The organism is Acinetobacter sp. H1(2024), from assembly GCF_046557555.1.
Taxonomy (GTDB): domain Bacteria; phylum Pseudomonadota; class Gammaproteobacteria; order Pseudomonadales; family Moraxellaceae; genus Acinetobacter; species Acinetobacter seifertii.
This window is the reverse complement of the sequence record NZ_JBKGFO010000001.1, coordinates 851,314-872,835: the sequence shown is the minus strand read 5'-3', so window position 1 is coordinate 872,835 and position 21,522 is coordinate 851,314. Positions and strand designations below refer to the sequence as shown.

Genomic DNA, 21,522 nt, shown 5'->3' with positions numbered 1-21,522 from the left:
ATACATCATTTATATAGTGCACATATAGACCGTAATTATGATCGGTGAGTGGCTAAAGAGAGTAGGTCACAAGCTAGTTCAAGAGTTATTTAACTCGATACCACGTTTGATTTCGGCCAATTGCAGAAATACCAATATAGCCACGCGCGGTAAGTTTTTCGCCGTCTGGAGATACAGTTACGCTAAAGCGATAAGTTTTGTCTGACTGAGGGTCGAGAATAGATCCTTTGTCATATTTATTTTTACCTACGCTTTTTAAATTTTTGACAATGGTTAGACCAACTAAAGATTTGTTTTTATAAGTGCCTTCACACATCGTACATTTGTTGGCTTCGCTTGGAACAAGGATTTTTTCAATGTTTGCAGTAAGAAGCCCATTTTTATCTTCACTAAATTTTACCAGTGCTCTAGGCTGATTTGTTTCATCATCAATGGTTTTCCAAACACTGCCATGTAGTTTGTCCGAAGCAAATGAATGTATCGAATAGAAGCTAAGTAAAAGTAATAATAAATATTTTTTCATATCCATGATTTCTCGAGTTAAAGGTGGATGATTTTATTCACTAGAATTATTCATTTTAAATTTAACTTCACAGTTTTCTTAGTATTGAATCTATAAACTAAACAATATGTAAAGTTATATTTTATTGGGCTTTATATTATTTTGATCACCTTTTTTATGCAATTGCGAGAATGTACAGAATTACTCAGCCTCAAAATTTCTGAAGTCGCATGGCGTGTAAAACCAACATAGTATTTGATCACGACTAACGATAATGCACTGAAGCCTCGAACATAGGGGTTAATTTCAAAACAAACTCACTCAAGTGCAATAGAAGTCAATTCGAATCATTTATCCCTAATTTCTCACACAGATCAAGTTTCTAAACTTATTGATAAATCAGCTAAAATCTTTAAACAATAAGGAATAACTGATTGTTTTTTATTGTCTTGTACAGATTGCTTTAAAAGTATTTGTAAAACCCTCTAATTGTTAAAAATTTTATATGAGTTTGTGGAGCGAAATTTTAATAACTTGAATACAAATATTTTATCTAAAAATATAATCATAAAACTTTAATTTCTCGGAAGATTAATTGAGTAATTCTTAAATAAGTGAAGAAATGTAATTAATACAAATAAAAAACATCAACTACTTTTTAAACTAAATAAATTACGTTTAACCCATCACAAATTATAAGAATAATATGAAAATCATGTGATTATTATCGATTGACAGTATGCAATATTAAGCTTTATAAATAAAACGAACCTGAAAAAACTGTTTCTTTAGTAAAACAGAAAAATGACATTATAAATTTGAAAAGACATTAGAACATAAAGATAAGGAGAAGAAATGAAACTCATTAAACATGCCTTATTTTCTCTTATGGGAATACTCTTAATAAATAGTGCAGAGGCTGCAAGCGCATCTACTTCATTAAAGGTTAGCTTAACTATTGTAGAAAGTTGCGAAGTCTCAACACAAGGAAATTTAGATTTCGGTTCTGTTGTACGTGCGCAGCCAGTCGCTGCCGCTAGAACCGATGTAACTGTCCAATGTAACCATAATACACCGTATCAATTGGCCGTAACTTCCGACAATAATTTTGAGCTTAAATCTGCTACAAGTCCTGCCTCTGTCGCATATATACTGTATCAAGATGCAGGGCATACTCAAATTTGGGGAAATGTAGCAAGTAAAATGCACTCAGGAATCGCAACAGGAATGAAAGAAAATATTCCTATTTATGGAGTCATTCAGTCGAGTACCAATGTGCAGGCTACAAAGTATGAAGACTGGGTTCGTGTGAATGTTGTCTACTAATCGCAGCTCTGCAAGGTGTAATCAATAAGACCTTGAGAGCTGTATAAATGATTTTATTTGTTAGTGAGCCATTGAATTGAGGCATCAAACAGTTTTAAGCCATCGTCAGATAGATTGGTAAACGTGTCATTGTTAAGAAAGAACATGAGCCGTTTTGCTGGCGCTAAAGATTCATAATCCATGGTTGCACCTTTTTCATATCCCCAAATTGCGACTTTCTCAGGTTGTCCATAAATCGTTGCGATAATGGTGGCACCTAAACCCGGCTTACCCCAACTCATAGGCGCTTGAGCTTTATACACATTGCGGGTTCCGGCGGGAAGCTGTGCAGACAATGGGTGTGGGGCATTGACCAACCACAAATAACGTTCTTTCTCGACTTCGCCAAAATCTGTATTTATACGTTTACCTGTCATAGCCAAGTCATCTAGATAATCGTTTTCCCAAGTCATGAGTGGAAGGGGCAGTTGACGCCAACCAGATTGAAGGTTTTTAGAAGCAACTGTAGATGAAATAATGACTAAATCTGTGTTCTTTAAACTATTGGGTGAAACAGATTGATCTAATACCTCAACTTGATAGCCCTTGCTTTGCAAGTATTTTTGAATGGCAATATCTGTACCAGCCGATGCACCTTTAACTTGAGAGATGAGGGCTATTCGTGTTTGAGCATAAACTGCTGAGCTAAACAATGTACCAATCAACAAGACAACGGAAAGAAGCTTTTTCATAATGTTCTCAAAAGAGCAGTGATTTAGGCACTGCTCTGATCCCATGTTTTAAAATTTAAAGGTTGCACGTAATACTGCTTGGCGAGAGTCACCTTGAGACACGGCCAAATTATTTACACTGGCTGTGTAGTAGGTTTTGTCAAAGATATTATTTAAATTAAATTGGAACGTGACTGCTTGTTTGGCAATAGTCGTGTCATAACTTACAAAGGCATTGGCAAGGGTATAATCAGGTAGGTCAAAGGTATTTTCCGAATCGCCAGCACGTTTACCCACATAATTACCGCTTACGCCAAAACGTAAATTACCGTTGTAAAGTTCACCATAGTTATAGGCTAATGCTAAAGAAGCAGTATTTTTCGCTACATTATTTAAGCGATTGCCTTCAAGGCCGCTTTCATCTTCAGTTACTTTCGCATCTGTATAGGCATAGGTTAGGGTCGCATCAAGTTGATCAGTTATACGGCCAGTAAGGTCAAGTTCAGCACCTTTAGAACGTACGGCACCCGTAGTATGTAGTTCAACTTCACCAGTTGATGAGTTAGTCACTTTAGCTAAAACATTACGCTTTTTAATATCGTAGAGTGCAAAGTTAGCTTTGATACGGTCATTTAACTCATATTTCGCGCCAACTTCATAAGACTTGGCTTGTTCAGGTTGAACATCAGAGTTAATAACAGCATCGCCACCCAAAGGTGCAATTGAAGAAGAAGGCTTAAGTGACTCGGTATAGCTACCATAAAATGAAAGCTGGTCATTCCATTTATAAACTAAACCTGCATGTGGTAGCCAAGCATCATCGTTAGTGTTGGTATTTTCTTTAAACGGTCTGCCACGCCCAGCAGTTTGTTGATAGTTCAGGTAACGACCACCAAGCACAGCAATCCATTTTTCATTTAAGTGAATTGCATCTTGTACATAAAAACCGTAGGTATGCAGTTTATCGGTTTGGTCACTATCTGATGCCACAACATTTTGAGATGGCTCAACAGTTCCAAAACTTGGATTTAAATAATCTAAAGTTGAGGTATTGCCACGAACCATATCTGGACGGAAATACTTACGGTATTCGATGTCTGAACCGAATTGAATATCATGCTTTAAACCAAACAAATTGGTTGAACCATTAATATATGCTTGAGCATTACTATCTACGCTTTGGGCATTTAAAGTCGCATCGGTACGGCGTGTCACGGTGTGTTTAGTTGTATCTAACTTGGTTACACGTAATTGGTTAGCATCATAAGTTTCGTAGTTGTAGGTATAACCAAAGTGAGCCGACCAGTTATCATTAATTTGGTGATCTACCAACAATTGCGCCAAATGATCTTCACCTTTCATTTGGTTAAATGCTTCATCTAGACGTTGATATTTAGAGATCGGTAGGGCTTTATTGGTTTTCGGGTCAAAAACGGTAGAGCGGTCAAAAGGTACATCAAAGTGACGATATTGATAACTCAGGTTCACTTTAGTTTGACCATTATCCCATGCGACAGACGGAGCAATTAAAGTCTGTTTGAGATTACCAAAATTACGCCAATAGTCAGCGTCGGAATGATCTGCAATAAAGCGATAAGCAAAGTTACTGTCGCTAATTGCACCTGTGGTATCTATGCTTGCACCTAGACCATTTTTACCCGCAGCAAAGCTTGAGCCGTATACGGAAAGTTCAGTTTTCTGGGTAGTCTCAGGTTTTTTTGTAATGACATTGACCACACCACCTGGGTCCATAATGCCATAGAGTAATGAAGATGGGCCTTTTAAAACTTCAACTTGTTCAACTGCCGCATTCATGGTTCGGCCTTGCACAATTGGCATGCCATTTACAGTAATTGAACCGTCACGGTTATCACCAAAGCCGCGTTTCATTACGGTATCTTGCGTACCACCTAAAGTATTGCCCTGCGTAATGCCGCTGACTTGGGTCAATGCATTGTCCAAGTTTGCAGGCAAATAATCTTTCATGTATTGCTTCGATACAACGTTTACAGTTTGCGGGCTTTCTAAATTTTTTTGTTTGCCTCTAAGCGTCGACGCCGTTTGTGTTGCGATATAACTTGAGTCTGCTTCAGCCTGAACCTTAATCGTTTCTAGTTGTGCTGGTTGAATCGCGGTTGTTTCTGCCCAAGACATCATTGGGATGAGGGATAAAAGTAAGGGGCTACTATGTTTTAAAATTTCAACAGTAATTAAATTTTTACGCGGGGAGAAAGCAAACATAAGTATACCTAAGTGATATAAAAATCGTGAAAGGCTAAAAAGAGCGACTATTCAAGCGAACAAACAAGAGTGCTGACTAGACTCAAAAAAGTGAGTAAAGTATATATAAATGAGACTCATTTGCAATGGTTTGCAGGCAATAAAGCCGTAGGAAAAATTAATAATAATTTAACTTTTTAATTAGATTGTCTTTTATGCTCTGCCATTCTTCATCGATGATACTAAACCTGACAGAATTCCTTTTTCTACCATTAGGCATAATTCGCTCATTTCTAACAACACCTTCTTTTTGGGCGCCTAGTCTTAAAATCGCATTCTGTGATTTTTCATTCAGTACATCTGTTGTGAACTGAACTCTAACGCAATTTAGCTCTTCAAAGGCATATTGAAGCAGCAAATATTTTGCTTCTGTATTTGCGTATGTTCGTTGCCACGATTTTGAGTACCAAGTACTTCCAATTTCTAACTTTAAATTTTTTCTATCTATTTTCCAAAATCTGGTAGACCCAATGATTTTTCCTGTAGCAATATCTTCGACTACAAAAGGAAGTACCGTACCCGCTTGGTAACCTTCTAGTGCATGCTGAATATAGTCATCTACGGTTTCTGCTGAAGGGACTACAGTGAAAGGGAGGTTCCATAGTTCTCCATCTGAAGCAGCGGTAACTAAGTCTCTTGAATCTTCAATAGTTAATATGCGTAGTCGTATACGATGGCTTGAAAGAGTTATGTTTAAAGGCATAACAGAGGTCCTAGCTAAAAAGTACTAAATAAAGCCGTTTATCCAAATCTTATTTAAATCGACTATTAAGATCGCCACTTGAAACAGAAGTATTGAGCGAATGGAAATTGCCTGACTCGGCAATCGCACTTGCTGTTTTAATAAAACCATCCCAAGCTGAACGAGCTAATGCTCCACCAAGACTAATACGTCTTACACCCAAGGCTGCAAGTTCTGCTGCCGTTAAATCACTATCCCAACCAATTAAAACGTTTACAGGTTTTGGTGAAACGGCATTCACCACAGCGATGATTTGTTCACGAGTTTTAATACCAGGCGCATATAGGCAGTCAGCACCAGCTTCTGAATATGCTTTTAACCTGTTAATGGTATCTTCTAAATCGGGTACACCCACAAAGAAGTTTTCAGCACGACCAATAAGCATGACGTTAGTTCCGCTTTGGTCGATCGCTACGCGAGCCGCTCGTATTCTTTCAACTGCGTCAGGAATACCACGAAGCGGCTTTTCACTATTTCCCGTTGAATCTTCAATAGAAATACCCGCTATATCTGTATCAATTGCCATTAGAACATTTTCAATGACGCCTTGAGTTGTATCTGAAAAGCCACTTTCAAAGTCAGCATTGATAGGTAGGTTAGTGGACTGAACCATATAACGTAGATGTGCCAAGGTTTCATCTCGGTCGAGTTGACCATCAGCCTTTCCGCAAGACCATGCATAACCTGAGCTTGTTGTTGCCAGTGCTTTATAGCCCAGTTGTTCGAGTATTTTTGCACTGCCTGCATCCCAAGGGTTGGGTAAAATAAAGCATCCGTCTTTATGGAGATCGCGGAAAATTTTTCTTTTCTCATCGACTGAATTTTTCATTATTTCTTACTCTTTTTAATGTATTTACTTAAACTTAGTCACTCAATTTTGCCTTTAAACTAAGAGATTGAAAGACCAACTCAAGTCGAATGACTATAACAACTTTTTAATGTATACAAATACAACCACTTCTTCATTTCAAATAAGAAAATCAAAATAAAGTCATGTCCATTTTGGGGATATTGATTATAGTTTTCTTGAATTTATATAAATCTGTTTATCGTCATAAAAAATCATAGTGAGTGTTTTATTATTTTTGTAGTTAACAGGGGAGAACAAATCAGAAACTATTTTTATGTTTAATAAGGATCCGCTATGAAAAACACTTATTTAGTGACAGGCGCTACAAAAGGTATTGGAAAAGCAATTAGCGAAGAACTGTCCTTGCAGGGACATCATGTCATTGGCATTGCCAGAAATATCGACCATATAGACTTTCCCGGACAGCTTTTTAGTTGTGATTTATCCAATATAGAACAAACTGAAGAAACCATAGCATTAATTGCTAAATCTCATGTCATACATGGAATTGTAAATAACTCAGGAATTAGCTTGCCTCAACCTTTAGGCCAGATTTCCTTTCTTGCCTTGGAGGAGGTTTGGAACTTAAATGTAAGAGCGGCTATACAAGTGACTCAGCATTTTGTTGCGCAACTAAAAGCACAGCGCTTTGGACGAATTATTAATATTGGCAGCAGAGCAATTTACGGAGCAAAACAACGGACAGCATACTCGGCAGCAAAAAGCGCATTGGTCGGGTGTACTAAAACTTGGGCACTCGAGTTAGCTGAGTTTGGAATAACGGTAAACTGTATAGCACCAGGGCCGATTGAAACGGAACTTTTTAGAAAAACCCGACCTGTTGGAAGTGAAGCTGAAAAAGCGATATTAGAAAGCATTCCTTTAGGACGGATTGGCACACCACAAGATGTTGCACATGCAGTCGCTTTTTTATTGTCAGATCATGCAGGTTTTATTACCGGCCAAGTTCTCAATGTTGATGGTGGTGGAAGCTTATAGATAATTGTAAAAGTGCTTAAATACTAAAATTTAAACTTCATCTCGTCTAGTTTTTAAGAAAAGATGAATATATTCATAGGAAAACCAAATCCTATGAAAGGTGTGGCTTTGTAATGTTGATTCATTCTAAATGGCAGACGTAATCAATCACTTCATCTGTGATAATTTTAAATTTACTATTTTCGGGAACATTAAAAGATTCACCACTTGAATAGACTTTAGTATCTGGATCATCGCCAATTTGAACACTACATTTCCCTGAAATGATCTCAATGCGTTCTGAAACATGGGTTTTAAAAGTTAAAGCTTTTTCTGTTGGAAGAATTACTCCTAAAGTCTTTTTTGTACCATCTTCAAGTTCAATAACATGACTAATAGAGTGTCCCTCGTAATGAACATTCGCTTTTTTTGTTATAGAAACAGCATCAAATTGATTTGGCATTTTTCTTGTCTCTTTTATTGTACCGAATATGTACAAGATAATAATGAAAGCTCATCTAAACTTTCAAGCTTTAAAAATAGATTATTTAGTGAACAATTGAAATAAATGCTCTCGAATGAGAAGTGATCGTTTAAAATGTGGGGTAAATATCTTTTTTATTAAAATTAGAATAACAATCTAATATATTGTTCATTGATTTGATTTATTGCAAATACATAGTGCAGAGAAGCTTGAAGGTATGAAGTTAAATTTAGATAAATATGACCGTGTAATATTAGATCTTCTGCAGAAGGACTGCACATTGGCAATAGGTGATATTGCTGAAAAGGTGGGATTAAGCAACACGGCTTGTTGGCGCAGAATACATAAAATGGAAGAAGAGGGTATTATTCGTGCAAAAGTCGCTTTGCTAGACCGTAAAAAACTCAACATTAATGTGATTGTGATGGTGTTTATTAAAACTGCTCAACACAATATTGAGTGGATTCAAAAATTTCACTCTCATATCTATAGCATCGATGAAGTGATCGAAGTGTATAGAATGGCAGGTGAAACAGATTATTTACTTAAAGTTGCTGTATCGGATGTTGCCGAGTTCGATAAAGTATATAAAAAATTAATTGAAATTAACGGATTGGCCGATGTGAGTTCTAGCTTTGCTATGGAGCAAATTAAATATACGACAGAACTTCCTTTAAATTTTTTCTAATAAACACTGCGAATACTATTAAAAATTAAGGACCAGCAAAAATGCTAGAAGCTAAACCTTATTTACGTTCGGTACAAATTAAGGCAAATCATGGATGAAGAATAGTGTGAGAAATACCTTTTATAACAGCAAGTTTGGACAACCAGTAGATCAACACAAAGTACGCTATAAGATAATATTTTACTATAAGAAATAAATATTGGATTAAAATTCTAATTTTAAGTAAAAATAAGAAATATAAATCTAATTTTTAGATAAAAAATAGAAAAGATTAAAATTTATATCCATTGAAACCTCACTATCATGAATTGGTAATAAAGTTGATATGTTTCTTGGAATATAAAAGTGAATCAATTCAGCACAGATGTCATTAATTTAGGACGAACACCCGAGCGCTTTGATGGTCTAGTCAATACACCTGTTTTTCGCGGTTCGACTATTGTTGTAAATAGCTTTAGTGAGTGGGAAGAATTTAAACGCAATGGTGGGGTGTATCGACATTACGGCCGTTTCGGTGCTGCAACAGCTAAATCTTTTGAAAGCGCAATCAATGCGCTTGAGGGTGGTGCTGGTAGTATGGTGTTTCCTTCTGGGTTATCGGCATGTACACATGCACTTATGGCTTGTGTAGAGGCAAATAGCCATGTCTTGATTGCCGACAACATCTATGGCCCAACGCGAAACTTTGCTGACAATATATTAGTCCGAATGGGGGTAAGTGTTGAATATTTTGACTCTACTAACCTTGAGGCATTAACTGAAAAAATTAATCATCGTACTAGTGTGGTGTTCATTGAGTCACCGGGTTCAATGACATTTGAACTGAGTGATGTTGCGGCAATTTCTGCAATTAGTCATCAATATGGCGCAAAAGTATTAGTCGATAACTCTTGGGCAACGCCGTTACTTTTTCAACCCTTAAAGCATGGTGCTGATATTTCTATTCAGTCCGTAACCAAATACATTGGTGGCCATTCTGACATACTCATGGGCGTGGCTACTGCAAATGCCGAAACATACGAACAACTTACGAAAACAGGTCATTTGTTTGGAGAGACCACAAGCCCAGACGACATTTATTTGGCTTCACGTGGCCTGCGAAGTTTGGCAGTAAGATTAAAACAGCATCAAAATAGTGCTCTAACTATTGCTCAATTTCTAACAACACATCCGGCTGTTAAGGAAGTGCTTCATCCGGGCTTAGAAACCAGCCCTTATCATGATTTGTGGTTAAGAGATTTTCATGGCTCATCTGGAGTATTTGCTTTTTATTTAAAAGAGTCTGAATCTTCTTATGTGCAAAAATTCTTTGATTCGTTGCAATTATTTCACATTGGTTTGTCTTGGGGTGGATTTGAAAGTCTGATTTTACCTGTTGGACAAGCTTATCGAACCCATACCAATCTACCTAAAGATGGTTATTTAGTACGTTTAAATATCGGACTAGAATCGGTAGTCGATTTACAAAAAGATTTGGAATATGCACTAAAGTGCGCAGAACAAAGGCTTGTTGAAAGTGTTATATAGGTATCTTAAAGTCTAAAGGCTAACTTGGCACATCAGCCGCTTTATGTGTGACAGGGGCTATTATTTTATTAGATATTGTATAGCGACCATCTACTAACTGGGATTCTGTTGCTGCGATATTATGTTCGTTTACTGTCGGTGCAAAAGCGAATTTAAACTTTATAGATCATCTAATTTTATGAAAGAAAGCCCTATTAAAAGGGCTTTGCCATCATTTAGCTAAGTTTTAAATACTCATCTTTTAATTTATCTAGGAAAATAAACAAGTTTTGGTTCATTTCTTGGTAGTCATGACTCCTCAATTCTTCTCGGGTATTAACAAATTTATAATCATGAGCTTGATTGAGTTCAGTTGCTGAATGTTGAATGAGTAATTCAACAACTTCAGGCGTTAGTTCCATATGACATTGAAAACCATAAACTAATTTTGAGTATTCAACGATTTGTCGCGGACAACCTGCACTAAAAGCAATAATTTTTGCATCGTTGGTTAACCCGGGCATATCATTGTGCCAGTGGCCAACTTCTGTCATTTTTCCTAAATGTGAAAATAGAGAATTTTTAAAACCATACTCTGTCAGCATAATAGGAAACTTACCAATTTCTCTTTCAGGGCTATGTTCAAACTTGGCACCTAAAGCTTCACCAATCAGCTGTGAACCTAAACATACCCCTAAAACGACTTTTTTTGCTTGGATGGCTTTCTTAATAACCGCTTGTTCAGCGAGTGAATTAAAATGAGGACACATTTCAACTGTAGTATCTGGACTTTGTGGGCCACCCATCACAATCAGGAAATCTATGTCTTCAACCTTAGAAGGTAAGGGGTCATTTAAATACACTCTTGAATATGTCATTTTGCAGTGATTATTTTGACCCCAAATTTCATATGCACCAGGTGCTTCAAAATCTTCATGAACAATAAAATGTAGGTGCATGATAGTTCCCTAAATTTAAAGAAGGTATAGATAGGTTTATTGCTAGATCTAAGCCAAAGATAGGTTATGAAGCTTAAGGGCTAGTGAACACATCCAGTTTTTCAAAGTTATATGGTCCAGTTTGGTATATTCTTTGCAGTTATTGCTAATTCGATTATTTAAAAAAAGAATATAAAATAAAAATAATCATTTAATTTATTTAATAATTTTAAAATATATTTAATTTTTCTTGTTTTAATTGTGATTTAAAGATAAATTTTTTAACTATTTTTATTTATGTGCTTATTAAAAAAATTAATAAGTAATAATGATGTTTAACATTATATAAAAATATACTTAAAAATTGTAAGTTGTTGTATTTGATAAAGACTATGAGTCTGTTTTTTTATTCATTATTTGTAGTTATATTTCTATTTAGTATAGTTTTAAAATTTTAAACTATTAAATAGAAAATTATTTACTATTTGTTTATATAATAAATTGTAATTGTTTTTTACAAATGTAAGCGAATGTTTTCTGTAGAATCAGTAAATTAATTTATATAAATTGCTTGAATAAGTGTTCTTTTGATGTATAATGAAGTCAACTAGAAAAAAGACTTATTAGTTTAGTAAATCCTCTTTTAGTATCGAAGCTTTATTCATAATCCTCCGTTTTTAAGATCTTAAGCTCAATTCGTTATTTTTTCCAAGTTAAACCCGTCATGTCTCATGGCACAAGTTCTTAAAAATCAATAGGATGTATATCATGTCTAACAACACAGCTACTGGTACAGTTAAGTGGTTCAACGAAACTAAAGGTTTCGGTTTTATCCAACAAGATTCAGGTCCAGACGTTTTTGCTCACTTCAAAGAAATCGCTTCTTCTGGCTTCAAAACTTTACATGAAGGTCAACGCGTGACTTTTAATGTTGTGCAAGGTCAAAAAGGCCCTAGCGCTACAAACATCATTCCTCAGTAATTAGTACTGTAGAATAGAAAAAGCCCTCATTTGAGGGCTTTTTTATTGACAAAAAAAGAATAATTTCATCTTAGCCCCACAAACTCTAATCAAGTATTGCCTGAATGATTTGTACTAAGACCTTTTGATGAAAAGAAATGGACAATTTTAAATTGAATCTGTTAGCTCAAGGGTTTCTCATCCTGAAACTTAAAAAATCGCTTAATCGTATTAGAATAATATAAGATGTATATAAAACCTTATATTACATTGAGTAAATATAAGGCTTTAATAAATTTGATGTTAACTGAAATTTTAAAAGAGATCTCTTAATTGATGTAAAAATCTCTTTTATATAATTTAACTAGCGATGCGTGCTTCAGTTTTTTCAAGCTCAATTATTTTAATAATATAAGACCATGTTTTTTCCCGATTAACTAAACCTTTATCAATTGTGCCATCAATAATAATGCCATCAAGAATATTCAGAAAGAGTGTAGTTAATGCTTCAGGATCCTCAACATAAACTTTAATTAATATCGAAAAAACAAGCGTATAGATCCATTTACGATAGTCGTTAATAGGATTTTTTACTGAAGGATAAACTTGTACAACTTCCATGGTCGCCTTTTTAAATAAGCAGCCATTAAAATCGTCGGTATAAATCCAGTCAATATACCAATCAAATAAGTTCCTGAGCTGAACTAAAGGCAAATCTTTAGTATTGATTCTTTCTAATATAGCTGCCTGAATATCGAAATTTCTCTTGTAAAGGCATGATTCTATTAAATTTTCCTTGGATGGAAAATATTTGTAGAATGTCATTTTTGCTACATTAGATTCAGCAATAATTTTGTCAATTCCAATGCCGTTATAGCTTTTCTGATTAAAAAGGGCTATAGCTGTTGTTATAATAGTGTCTCTTTTTGACATCAATTTCCCCATTGTAAACTTTTGAATTCCGTTTCTTTTTAAAGTGGTCTCTTATAAAAGTTAATTTCAATCATATTGAAAAGATTGTCGTAATACAACAGATGAAATAATAAAAATGACAATATTTTTTGCTATCAATTGTTAATTAATTTATTAAAAAAATTTATTAAAACATGGATTGATTTGTGTAAATAATAAACCTAATATCGAATTGTTTAGGGATGAGTATACAATTTTATTGAGTAGCAAATGAATGCGCAATTAAAATAATGGAGAACTCAAAACCTAACTATAAGAATTAATTTGTTATTGAGAATGATTATGTCAAAAAAATTTGAAGATTTTAATAATCCAAGACAAAAAGCTTTACTGGGGATGAAGAATAGTATTCCTTCACAACAGTGGGAAGAAAATCTAGCATTTCTCAAACAATTAAGAGAAAAAATTGCTAAATTACCAGTATGTACACATCCAGCAATTGAAATTTTAAATAACGGACAGCTTGATAAATTTACCTTAACAAAAATTCATTTGGAATATCGTCACGCTATTGTACAAGTATTTACGGATGCTTTATTAATGGCTCAATTTCAGACTAAGCAATTAGAACCGAAATTACACTCTGGAGCTAAAATGTTCCCACGTGTTTTATTAAGTTTAAATATACTAGATGAATTTGGTTTTCGACCTGGAACAGACCAAGATAATTATTATTTGGGTAATCCTGAATATGCACATTATCCACTTTATGAAGATTTACTTAATGATTATGGTCTAAATGAACAAGATCGAAGATCATACCATCCTTCAAAAATCGCAGATCAGGTAAGAACATTTTTAGAATCTTCATACGATAGTTATATTAAAGTTGTTGCATTGCTTGCGGTTGCAGAAGAAGAAGTTATTCTTTTTAGTCCTCCGCTACGTGAGGCGACTAAAGCTGTTGGAATTGAGGTTGAGGGTGGTGGCTATTACCATGTACATGGTGTGTCGACTGACGAGACATCAGAAGCAGCAGATGATGATCATGAAGATGACTTGTGGTTTGCACTGGCTCAAGGCATAACCAAAGATGATTATGAAAGTCTTACCAAGCTGTGTATGGAGTATTGCGCTTTATGGAATGAATTTTGGGATGTTCAAATGTCAGATATTCATTTTATTGAAACAAAGAAGCTGGCGTAAGGTTAACGTCACATAGCAATCGCTTCATTCAAAAAAGCTTATCCAGATGGGTAGGCTTTTTTATTTATGGATATATATCTTAACTTGTAAAAATGCTATTTACTGGCAGGGTAATTCAGGTATGAAAAAGCTATGTTAATTGAATTAGAACTCATGTCGGAACTCGATATAACGCAGTTGCGAGAATACTTAACAAATCAACAGCAACCGATATTCACCTTCTCTTTCAACAGGTGCCCGATGAACACAAGGCAATACCTTTTGAGTAGGGTGGTCTACTGCCAAACGCCACAAGTGACCTGTACCCAAATTTATTGGTTGTGCATGGGCTTTAGGCTGGTAATGTAAATCAAAAAAATACTCTGTTAAAAAGCTTTCAAATTCGGCTTCTGGGCCGTCATGTAATGCTTTGAGTTTGCCTCTAATTTCTGGAATTAAAACTTTTTGCTCAACCTGATCGTTAGGCACAATATCACTAGCCGCACCGTAATAGGTACATAAGAAAGTATCGGTTTCTATAGGCGAGCGATCAACATGAAACGAATAGACATCTGTTGAAATAAAATCTAGCTCTTCATCACGTTCATAGTGTTTAAGTAAATTAAGAACAGGTGATGCACCCATATCAGTTAAGAGCTGCATGTCTTTTAAAATAATGTCTCGAGCCAAATCACCTTGTTTTGAAAGCTCAAGTGCTAGCAAGTCTTCAGTAGAAATTTCGGTAATATTCTCTTTTAAATGAAGTTTAGCCACAATTTCTTTAAAGTCGCCAAGCAAATTTCTGTGCCAACAAATAGCATTCTTATGTCCTTGAAAATGTATATTTACAAGTTCAGTAAAAGTAGACACCACCTCAACTTGCTGGTGGTCAGAAAATGTATTTGTCATATGAAATTTAAATCGCTCAAAACCCTGCCAATCATACACGTTTAGCGCTTCTAGGGCTGCAATCTTTAGCTGTTAAAAAATGAATATAATGCAAGAAAAGTACAATAATGATATGAACTTTGGGTTCAGCTTGCCTATTATTAAATGGCTTTAAGTAACCAAGATAAGATGAGAAGTCGACTATTTTTATAGTCGTGTAAGGAAATAAGGACAGTTTTTAAAAGTAATAGGGTTGTGAGGAAAGTATGGAAGAAATTAAAACAATCGGTGTGGTTGGTGTCGGTGTCATTGGCGCAAGTTGGACAGCATTATTTTTATATAAAGGCTTTAAAGTAAAGGTATATGACCCATACCCCATAGATGAAGAATTATTTAAAAAGAGAATACAAGCAAATTTAAATGATTTACGAGACTTAGATTTGCAAACGCGGCCTAGCCATTCTTTGCAAGATGTTCTTTCAAATCTAGAGTTTCACAACAACTTAAAAGATGCCGTAGCCGATGTCGATTTTATTCAAGAAAATGCACCAGAGCGTTTAGATTTAAAGCAAAAGTTATATCAAGACATCACATCATATTGTCCTGAAAAGACGCTGATTGCCTCAAGTTCTTCCGGTCTAAAAGTTTCAGACTTTCAAAAAGAGGCAGCTCATCCCGAGCGTATACTTTTAGGTCATCCATTTAATCCACCTCATCTATTACCTTTGATAGAAATTGTAGGCGGAAATTTAACAGACCCACAGCATTTAAGACGCGCAGCCGAGTTTTATCAGAGCATTGGTAAGCACCCAATTATTTTAAATAAAGAAGTAAAAGGTCATGTTGCGAACCGCTTGCAAGCAGCCTTATGGCGAGAAGCATTTTCACTTGTTAAAGAAGGTGTGTGTTCAGCCGAAGATGTTGATATTGCAATTACCAGTGGGCCAGGGCTGAGATGGGCATTATTTGGCCCTTATATAAATATGGAACTTGCAAACCAGAAGGGTTTTAAAGAGGCAATTCATCACTTAGGGCCACCTATGACCGAATGGTGGAATGATATGCAGGCGTTTCAGCATTCTGATGAGACTACAGAGATGCTAGAAGCACAAACAAAAGAGCTTTTAACCCACTATAAACATGTCGACTTATCTCAAAAAAGAGATAAAGGGCTAGTCGATATTTTAAAGCTAAGACTACAGTTAGAGTTAGATTAAGCTCATTTTTTAGAAGTGCCAAACAGGGCTTTACTGCAATGTTTGGCTTTTTTGTTGTGGCGTATTTCGGTAATATTCCTATTCTTCTTTCTGCTCAAAACTTATAAAAAGCTTGCTCTATTCCTAAGCTTTTTAAAGTCATAAATTTACTTAGCTATATGAAACGATACTACAAACAAATTGAATCGGCTGCTTCACATTGGACAACTGAACAAGACTGTTTTTTAATAGAAAATAACTCGCTTTCTATAGATGAGTTAAAAGAACATTTGCCATTTTCTGAAGAAGAAATTAGGATTCGTAGATCGGTTTTGGGTTTAGTCAGAAGAGATCAGCAAATGCGGCCTTATTAATTTTACCAAATGGTAAATTTTAATTGAAAATAAATGTTTCAAGAAATCTTAATAATTTAGAAAAATTGTGGATGAGTTATCAAAACCATACTTTTTTTAGGTGATTGTTTAGCAAGGTTTACAGAACACTTTAACTAATTACATTCAATAATAATAACATTTCACTCCTTTACATTTGTTTCATCATAATCAGAACCATAAATCATTTTAAGATCAAAACTTTATAACAATTGAGATCGAGGAGGTTAAAAATGCCAAAATATTTAGCCGTGGCTGAAAAGGTTTATAAGAACATTCAAAAAGACGACTTATTCACCAATGACCTTACACAAAATCTGAATTGTTTGATCAGTCAGATACGTAAGGCCATTAAAGGGACTGAGTTTAAACTTAAGTTTAATTACATCGATTTTGATGAGCAATTAACTAAACCAATCAGTGAGTGCAAAGTCAAAGTTGATTTAAGTGTAATGCCTAAGTTTGAAAATGAAGGAGAGTATTTACTTTGGTTGGCAAGTTTTATTGAACGGATTACAGAAGGGGGAAAACCTAAATTTCCGCCAATTTCACAGCTCATTCCACATGGATTTAAGATGTCGAAAGAATCATTCCCTGTAGTCGCTGCGCCTCAAAAAGAACAGCATGCAGATATGATTATTAGCTATTTTAAATCGAAAGATTTTCTGAAAACCGAGAAAAATCCTTCATAAAAGAATATAGAAGTATTCGTCCACCATACTTCTATATACCTGCTGGTTTATACTCAGTGACCGCCTTCTGGGGCGGTTTTTTTATTTAAAAAGTAGTTTGCAAATAGGCTTTATGAGGATAATAGTTCACCTAAGTATTTAATGGAGTTTTATTTATATACTTGAATAATATTTTTTATACGGAATTAAATAATAAAGATTTACTTTTAAGAAATTTTTTTCATAGAATGCGTTCAATCTAACTAGAGTTAAATCTTTTATCAAAATGATAAAGAAGATTTGATTCTATTTGATTAGAAAGAATAACTTGATGCTTGATTGGACGTTTTGAAAAACAGCATCGGAAAAATTATTCTAATTATAAAAGAAAAGAAAATTCATTTATCTTTTCTTTGTTTTAATTTTATAAGGGGAATCACGTGTCATCATTATTTTATATTTGGGACGCAAATGAGCATCATCCTGATGTCCAAATTAATAATCTTGAACAAGCTGAGTATTACGCAACTCATCCAAAGAATACGGGATACAGCAAAAAACTACAGCAATGTTTACGCTCTATCATTCAAATAGTGACTGACCCAGAACTTGTAGAAAATTTTGATCAAGATATTATAGATTTTTTTGATAATGCCGAAGGTTATATTGTCCCAACACAACAAAATGTATTAGATATAGATCGTTACTTTTTTGAAAAAAGTCCATATTTATATAAAATTGTTGTTGAAGCGATTATAAAATATGATGTAGTGGGCTTTGATGCAGGGGCATATATTTTCTTTAGTAAAGATAATATATTTCCGGAACAGACCGATATTAAACATTGGTTGCATACCATTCAATCGATTACTAAAGATCAGTTAAACCAGTTTAAAATATTACCGGCTAATCAAGATAAATTGGTGCAATTTTTTCATCTATGGTTAAAGAGGAACGAAAAAAAAATTAGGATTTTCAGAGAAAGAAAAAAAGCATCAATATAATGATAAATTTGGTTTTTGTAGAGATTTTAGTAAAATTTCATATGAGAAGATTCTCATAATAACTGCATCAAATTTATCTAAATATGAGTTAGGTTTCTCAAAAATTTCATTGAGTAGTTATATTCAGTATTCTGAAAATAAAGCTTTGTGGATACCTAGAGATCATTTTATTAAAGGCTTTACTTTACAATCTATACCAGAACTCCATGGTATAGAAGGCAAACCTTTAGCAATAACGAATACTCAACAGCTTGAAAGTATTTTTAAGCAAATTTATGAGTTTTTAATTTATGATGCGGAACAACATAAAGATTTAGAAACTTTGAATCAATGGTTTAATCATGGGGATGAGAAAGAATATATTACAAGTGGTGCAGTATTTAATCGATTAACCTTTGCTAAATACTTAAATGATCCTCTATATGATCAGTTAGTACACGAGTCCTTGGCTTATATTAAGAAAAATAATCGATTTAAGAGTTATGCAGATTGGAAAGTAGAACAGGTATATGATGAGGTTGAGAAAAGGTATAATGATGTTGTGTCTTAAAGTTATTTTATAAACTTTTATAGGAATGAGTTATAGCTATAACTCATTTTTATTTTAATCGCTACGGGTATAATTAATGGCATCTTAATCACCAATTATTTATTTAATAATAAATTCTTCAAAAACGACTGTACGCGAGTATCTGTATAACTCCAAATCAACCCATCATAAAGAGTTGCTAAAAGCCACTCATGATGGGCTTATATGCTTAACGGTTCATAGAATCAACTGCTTGAAGTATGCCTGTAAATAATATTGCCAGTTTTGACTCAGGCTGCGGCTCATTTCCATTTGCGGTAAATACTGCACAAACTTTATGACCTTTTTGAGTTTTACCAATCACAGAAAAGTTAATCACGCCGTATTCGGAACCACCTTTAAAACCAATTTTTTGCCAATTTAAATTTTTAAACAATGGATTTAAAGAACTGTTCAGAGCAGGCGCATCTTGAACACTTTCAAGCAGAGGACAAATCTCATTGGCTGACATATACCATTCAGCATCTTGCCAAGTAGCCGATTTTCCAATGCTACTCACACTCGGAAGTGGCAGTTTGTCTAGCTCAGAGAGCACTTCTAAACGAGCCGACTTTGTACCTGTTTTAAACTTATTTTTTAGCTTTTCGTTGCTTGGGTCAATCAGTTGAAATAGCTCTCTTGTAGTTAGCATCGGGGTGTTTCTAGGTGATAGTGCTTCTATACGAGGCTTTTTTAATACATCTATAAGACTATCGGTCGCTGTATTATCGCTAATTTGTATCATTAGCTGCGCGAGAAGTTCCAGATTTACAGGTGTGCCATCAGGCAAGTTTTGTAAAACTCCAGTTGGCAATGAGCGATTTTTTCCTTTTAAAGAAACGATAGTTTCTCTTTTTAATTCACCTTTTTTTATCGCATCTTCATACGCTTTTAAAACGAGTAACTTAAAAGTTGAACCCACAGCCATTGGAGTTTTATCATTTTCAACAATCACAGGTTTGTTATCTACAACAACTAAAAGAGAGGTTTTACCGACTGCGTTTTCATGTAGTCCTTTAACCATTTCGTCTAGGCTTACTGTTTTAAAATGAGGCGCGCTAAACCAAAGGGTACTAATTTGCCCTTGCTGATCTAAGCTAATTGAAACAGGTAATTCTCCTTTTTCAAAATCAATCGTCCCAGAGCCATTTGAAACATTAATACTTTTAAGAGAACCTAAAGAGGCTTTTAAATCATCAACAATTTTTTGAATTTGTGTTATGGAAACTTGTCCTAAAAATTGAGGACTAAATAAAGCAGGCTCTACGGGTTTATCTGCAAAAATTGATGAAAGCTTAGTCGATAAAGTATCCATTTTTTGTTCTGTCGCTGCATGAGTAGTAGAAATAACAATAGGGGAAACATTTAAAGCCATAACGCCTACAGCAAAAAATAAAGCTATAGTTGTGTACATTTTCTTGGTGAGAAAGTTCTTCATTCAATGTCCTCTTATATTTAGACTCATCTACAGTTTTTTATAAATGGCTTTAAAATAAGCATTCATTTTGACGCATCAAAATTTATATATCTATATAAATTTCTTCGATTTTATAAACCCTAATTTAATAATAAAATTAAATTATTTACCCTTACTTTTTAATGATTTATTTTAAAGCAAATGTCATTTTATAAGCTTGACTGCACGTAACTTGGATAATATCCTTTCCGAACTGGCCTACATTGCCAGGTGGTTTTGACAGACCACTTAGGACCGCATCAGATTTATTCCTTTCTGAGGGATACTTCTATGTGTACTTCTCGTTCCCTCCCGTAGCGGTAGGACGGGAGAGGGACACATTCGTGTGTGCTGGAGTCCTACCAGTCTGTCAACCCGCTTCCGTTCTGCCACCATAATTTTAATGTCTGGCAAAACTCCCAATAGAAGGAGTTGGCTTTGCACATCCATTATTTCTTGGCTCTCGATGCCAAAAGCTATAACGACACTACTTAAATCATCTTTAAACAGCTTGATTGCCTTTAGGGTTTTCAGGCTTTAAGTCATTACGGCTCAAAAATTTGTATCAACAATAAAACTTGAGATGTGCCAAGCACAGTCTTTATGGCTTTGCTGTGCCTTTTTTTCTTCCAAAAAGGGCACAGGCTTTTTTCTCTTTTAGAAACAACAAGAATTTATAACGGTAAAAACTATGCGAAATTTAGAAACCTCTTTCAAAAAATTACACATTATCCGTACGTCTATTCGACTATTTACAACTTACGGATTCCACACAGCAGGCGTAGATCTGATTGCCAAAGAGTCCGAAGTTCAAAAAGCTACGCTTTACAACTACTTTCGTTCAAAAGAGGGCCTGATTGAAATGTGCATTGCCTTTCAAAAAAGTTTACTTAAAGAAGAAGTGCTCGCCATTATTTATTCGAGCCATTACCGCACGCCTATCGATAAACTCAAAGAAATAGTGGTACTACATGTTAACTCTAATAGTCTGTATCACTTGTTACTTAAAGCCTTTTTTGAAATTAAAGTAGCTTACCCGCAGGCTTATCGTATGGCAGTTGAGTATAGGAAATGGTTGCTTCATGAGATTTTTGATTTGATTTTTAGCTTAGAAATACATGCGTTAAAACCAGATGCTGAGATGGTTTTAAACTTAATAGATGGTTTAATGTTTGAGTTTTTAGGTACAAACAGTTTGGAACACAGGGATGTAGCCGTGGAGTATTTCTTTAAGCCTATCTGTTTAACATAAATGAATTTTTTAAATTAATGGTAGAGCTTGAGAT

General features: G+C 34.7%; 22 protein-coding genes. 12 read left to right on the top strand and 10 right to left on the bottom strand.

What is annotated here, in order from left to right; genetic code table 11:
- Positions 1 to 85 precede the first annotated feature (85 nt).
- On the bottom strand, positions 86 to 523 hold the full coding sequence (locus ACLCEG_RS04155; RefSeq protein ID WP_025465118.1) for a DUF2147 domain-containing protein: 438 nt from the start codon (positions 521 to 523) through the stop codon (positions 86 to 88).
- 834 nt (positions 524 to 1,357) lie between these two features.
- On the opposite strand from ACLCEG_RS04155, the gene ACLCEG_RS04150 reads away from it, so the two are divergent.
- Positions 1,358 to 1,828, top strand: a complete 471-nt coding sequence (locus tag ACLCEG_RS04150) for a spore coat U domain-containing protein (protein ID WP_004702585.1) — start codon at positions 1,358 to 1,360, stop codon at positions 1,826 to 1,828.
- 53 nt (positions 1,829 to 1,881) lie between these two features.
- Here the strand turns inward: ACLCEG_RS04150 and ACLCEG_RS04145 are convergent, their stop codons facing one another.
- The 4 genes from ACLCEG_RS04145 to ACLCEG_RS04130 all read right to left on the bottom strand — a co-directional run bounded on the left by ACLCEG_RS04145 (position 1,882) and on the right by ACLCEG_RS04130 (position 6,389).
- Positions 1,882 to 2,559 (bottom strand): hypothetical protein, encoded by a 678-nt coding sequence (locus ACLCEG_RS04145; RefSeq protein ID WP_410566097.1) that lies wholly within the window; start codon positions 2,557 to 2,559, stop codon positions 1,882 to 1,884.
- Positions 2,560 to 2,607: 48 nt separating this feature from the next.
- Positions 2,608 to 4,779 (bottom strand): TonB-dependent siderophore receptor, encoded by a 2,172-nt coding sequence (locus ACLCEG_RS04140; RefSeq protein ID WP_410566094.1) that lies wholly within the window; start codon positions 4,777 to 4,779, stop codon positions 2,608 to 2,610.
- 157 nt (positions 4,780 to 4,936) lie between these two features.
- Positions 4,937 to 5,521: a GNAT family N-acetyltransferase gene (locus ACLCEG_RS04135; protein WP_410566090.1), complete on the bottom strand. Its 585-nt coding sequence runs from the start codon at positions 5,519 to 5,521 to the stop codon at positions 4,937 to 4,939.
- Between the two features lie 49 nt (positions 5,522 to 5,570).
- Positions 5,571 to 6,389: an isocitrate lyase/phosphoenolpyruvate mutase family protein gene (locus ACLCEG_RS04130; protein WP_410566087.1), complete on the bottom strand. Its 819-nt coding sequence runs from the start codon at positions 6,387 to 6,389 to the stop codon at positions 5,571 to 5,573.
- Positions 6,390 to 6,704: 315 nt separating this feature from the next.
- Here ACLCEG_RS04130 and ACLCEG_RS04125 point away from each other — a divergent pair, with 315 nt between their 5' ends.
- Entirely contained in the window at positions 6,705 to 7,409 is a 705-nt protein-coding gene (locus ACLCEG_RS04125; protein ID WP_410566084.1) for an SDR family oxidoreductase, read from the top strand.
- Between the two features lie 121 nt (positions 7,410 to 7,530).
- Here ACLCEG_RS04125 and ACLCEG_RS04120 read toward each other — a convergent pair whose 3' ends face one another.
- Positions 7,531 to 7,851 (bottom strand): pyrimidine/purine nucleoside phosphorylase, encoded by a 321-nt coding sequence (locus ACLCEG_RS04120; protein WP_004702576.1) that lies wholly within the window; start codon positions 7,849 to 7,851, stop codon positions 7,531 to 7,533.
- Positions 7,852 to 8,089: 238 nt separating this feature from the next.
- On the opposite strand from ACLCEG_RS04120, the gene ACLCEG_RS04115 reads away from it, so the two are divergent.
- Both ACLCEG_RS04115 and metC read left to right on the top strand, forming a co-directional pair.
- Positions 8,090 to 8,560, top strand: a complete 471-nt coding sequence (locus ACLCEG_RS04115) for an Lrp/AsnC family transcriptional regulator (protein ID WP_004702573.1) — start codon at positions 8,090 to 8,092, stop codon at positions 8,558 to 8,560.
- Between the two features lie 345 nt (positions 8,561 to 8,905).
- Positions 8,906 to 10,087 (top strand): cystathionine beta-lyase, encoded by a 1,182-nt coding sequence (metC, locus tag ACLCEG_RS04110; protein WP_410566081.1) that lies wholly within the window; start codon positions 8,906 to 8,908, stop codon positions 10,085 to 10,087.
- 215 nt (positions 10,088 to 10,302) lie between these two features.
- Here metC and ACLCEG_RS04105 read toward each other — a convergent pair whose 3' ends face one another.
- Positions 10,303 to 11,025 carry a type 1 glutamine amidotransferase gene (locus ACLCEG_RS04105; protein ID WP_410566078.1) on the bottom strand — a complete coding sequence of 241 codons (723 nt, stop codon included), beginning with the start codon at positions 11,023 to 11,025 and terminating at the stop codon, positions 10,303 to 10,305.
- Between the two features lie 747 nt (positions 11,026 to 11,772).
- On the opposite strand from ACLCEG_RS04105, the gene ACLCEG_RS04100 reads away from it, so the two are divergent.
- Complete coding sequence (locus ACLCEG_RS04100; protein ID WP_002054492.1) at positions 11,773 to 11,985, top strand: cold-shock protein; 213 nt, start codon at positions 11,773 to 11,775, stop codon at positions 11,983 to 11,985.
- 339 nt (positions 11,986 to 12,324) lie between these two features.
- Here the strand turns inward: ACLCEG_RS04100 and ACLCEG_RS04095 are convergent, their stop codons facing one another.
- Positions 12,325 to 12,897 carry a TetR/AcrR family transcriptional regulator gene (locus ACLCEG_RS04095; protein ID WP_410566075.1) on the bottom strand — a complete coding sequence of 191 codons (573 nt, stop codon included), beginning with the start codon at positions 12,895 to 12,897 and terminating at the stop codon, positions 12,325 to 12,327.
- 321 nt (positions 12,898 to 13,218) lie between these two features.
- Between ACLCEG_RS04095 and ACLCEG_RS04090 the strand changes: the two genes are divergently transcribed.
- Entirely contained in the window at positions 13,219 to 14,082 is an 864-nt protein-coding gene (locus ACLCEG_RS04090; protein ID WP_410566072.1) for a hypothetical protein, read from the top strand.
- Between the two features lie 189 nt (positions 14,083 to 14,271).
- Here ACLCEG_RS04090 and ACLCEG_RS04085 read toward each other — a convergent pair whose 3' ends face one another.
- Entirely contained in the window at positions 14,272 to 14,970 is a 699-nt protein-coding gene (locus tag ACLCEG_RS04085; protein WP_410566555.1) for a DUF1826 domain-containing protein, read from the bottom strand.
- 245 nt (positions 14,971 to 15,215) lie between these two features.
- Here ACLCEG_RS04085 and ACLCEG_RS04080 point away from each other — a divergent pair, with 245 nt between their 5' ends.
- The 5 genes from ACLCEG_RS04080 to ACLCEG_RS04060 all read left to right on the top strand — a co-directional run bounded on the left by ACLCEG_RS04080 (position 15,216) and on the right by ACLCEG_RS04060 (position 18,762).
- Positions 15,216 to 16,166: a 3-hydroxyacyl-CoA dehydrogenase NAD-binding domain-containing protein gene (locus ACLCEG_RS04080; RefSeq protein WP_191015118.1), complete on the top strand. Its 951-nt coding sequence runs from the start codon at positions 15,216 to 15,218 to the stop codon at positions 16,164 to 16,166.
- A 158-nt stretch (positions 16,167 to 16,324) separates the two neighbouring features.
- A complete protein-coding gene (locus ACLCEG_RS04075; protein WP_410566069.1) occupies positions 16,325 to 16,519 on the top strand; it encodes a hypothetical protein in 195 nt (64 codons plus the stop codon).
- Between the two features lie 251 nt (positions 16,520 to 16,770).
- A complete protein-coding gene (locus ACLCEG_RS04070) occupies positions 16,771 to 17,229 on the top strand; it encodes a hypothetical protein (RefSeq protein ID WP_077164220.1) in 459 nt (152 codons plus the stop codon).
- 419 nt (positions 17,230 to 17,648) lie between these two features.
- Positions 17,649 to 18,212: a hypothetical protein gene (locus ACLCEG_RS04065; protein WP_410566066.1), complete on the top strand. Its 564-nt coding sequence runs from the start codon at positions 17,649 to 17,651 to the stop codon at positions 18,210 to 18,212.
- A 109-nt stretch (positions 18,213 to 18,321) separates the two neighbouring features.
- Positions 18,322 to 18,762 carry a hypothetical protein gene (locus tag ACLCEG_RS04060; RefSeq protein WP_410566063.1) on the top strand — a complete coding sequence of 147 codons (441 nt, stop codon included), beginning with the start codon at positions 18,322 to 18,324 and terminating at the stop codon, positions 18,760 to 18,762.
- A 208-nt stretch (positions 18,763 to 18,970) separates the two neighbouring features.
- Here ACLCEG_RS04060 and ACLCEG_RS04055 read toward each other — a convergent pair whose 3' ends face one another.
- Positions 18,971 to 20,218 carry a serine hydrolase gene (locus tag ACLCEG_RS04055; protein ID WP_410566060.1) on the bottom strand — a complete coding sequence of 416 codons (1,248 nt, stop codon included), beginning with the start codon at positions 20,216 to 20,218 and terminating at the stop codon, positions 18,971 to 18,973.
- A gap of 709 nt (positions 20,219 to 20,927) precedes the next feature.
- Here ACLCEG_RS04055 and ACLCEG_RS04050 point away from each other — a divergent pair.
- A complete protein-coding gene (locus ACLCEG_RS04050) occupies positions 20,928 to 21,488 on the top strand; it encodes a TetR/AcrR family transcriptional regulator (protein ID WP_410566057.1) in 561 nt (186 codons plus the stop codon).
- Positions 21,489 to 21,522: the final 34 nt, after the last annotated feature.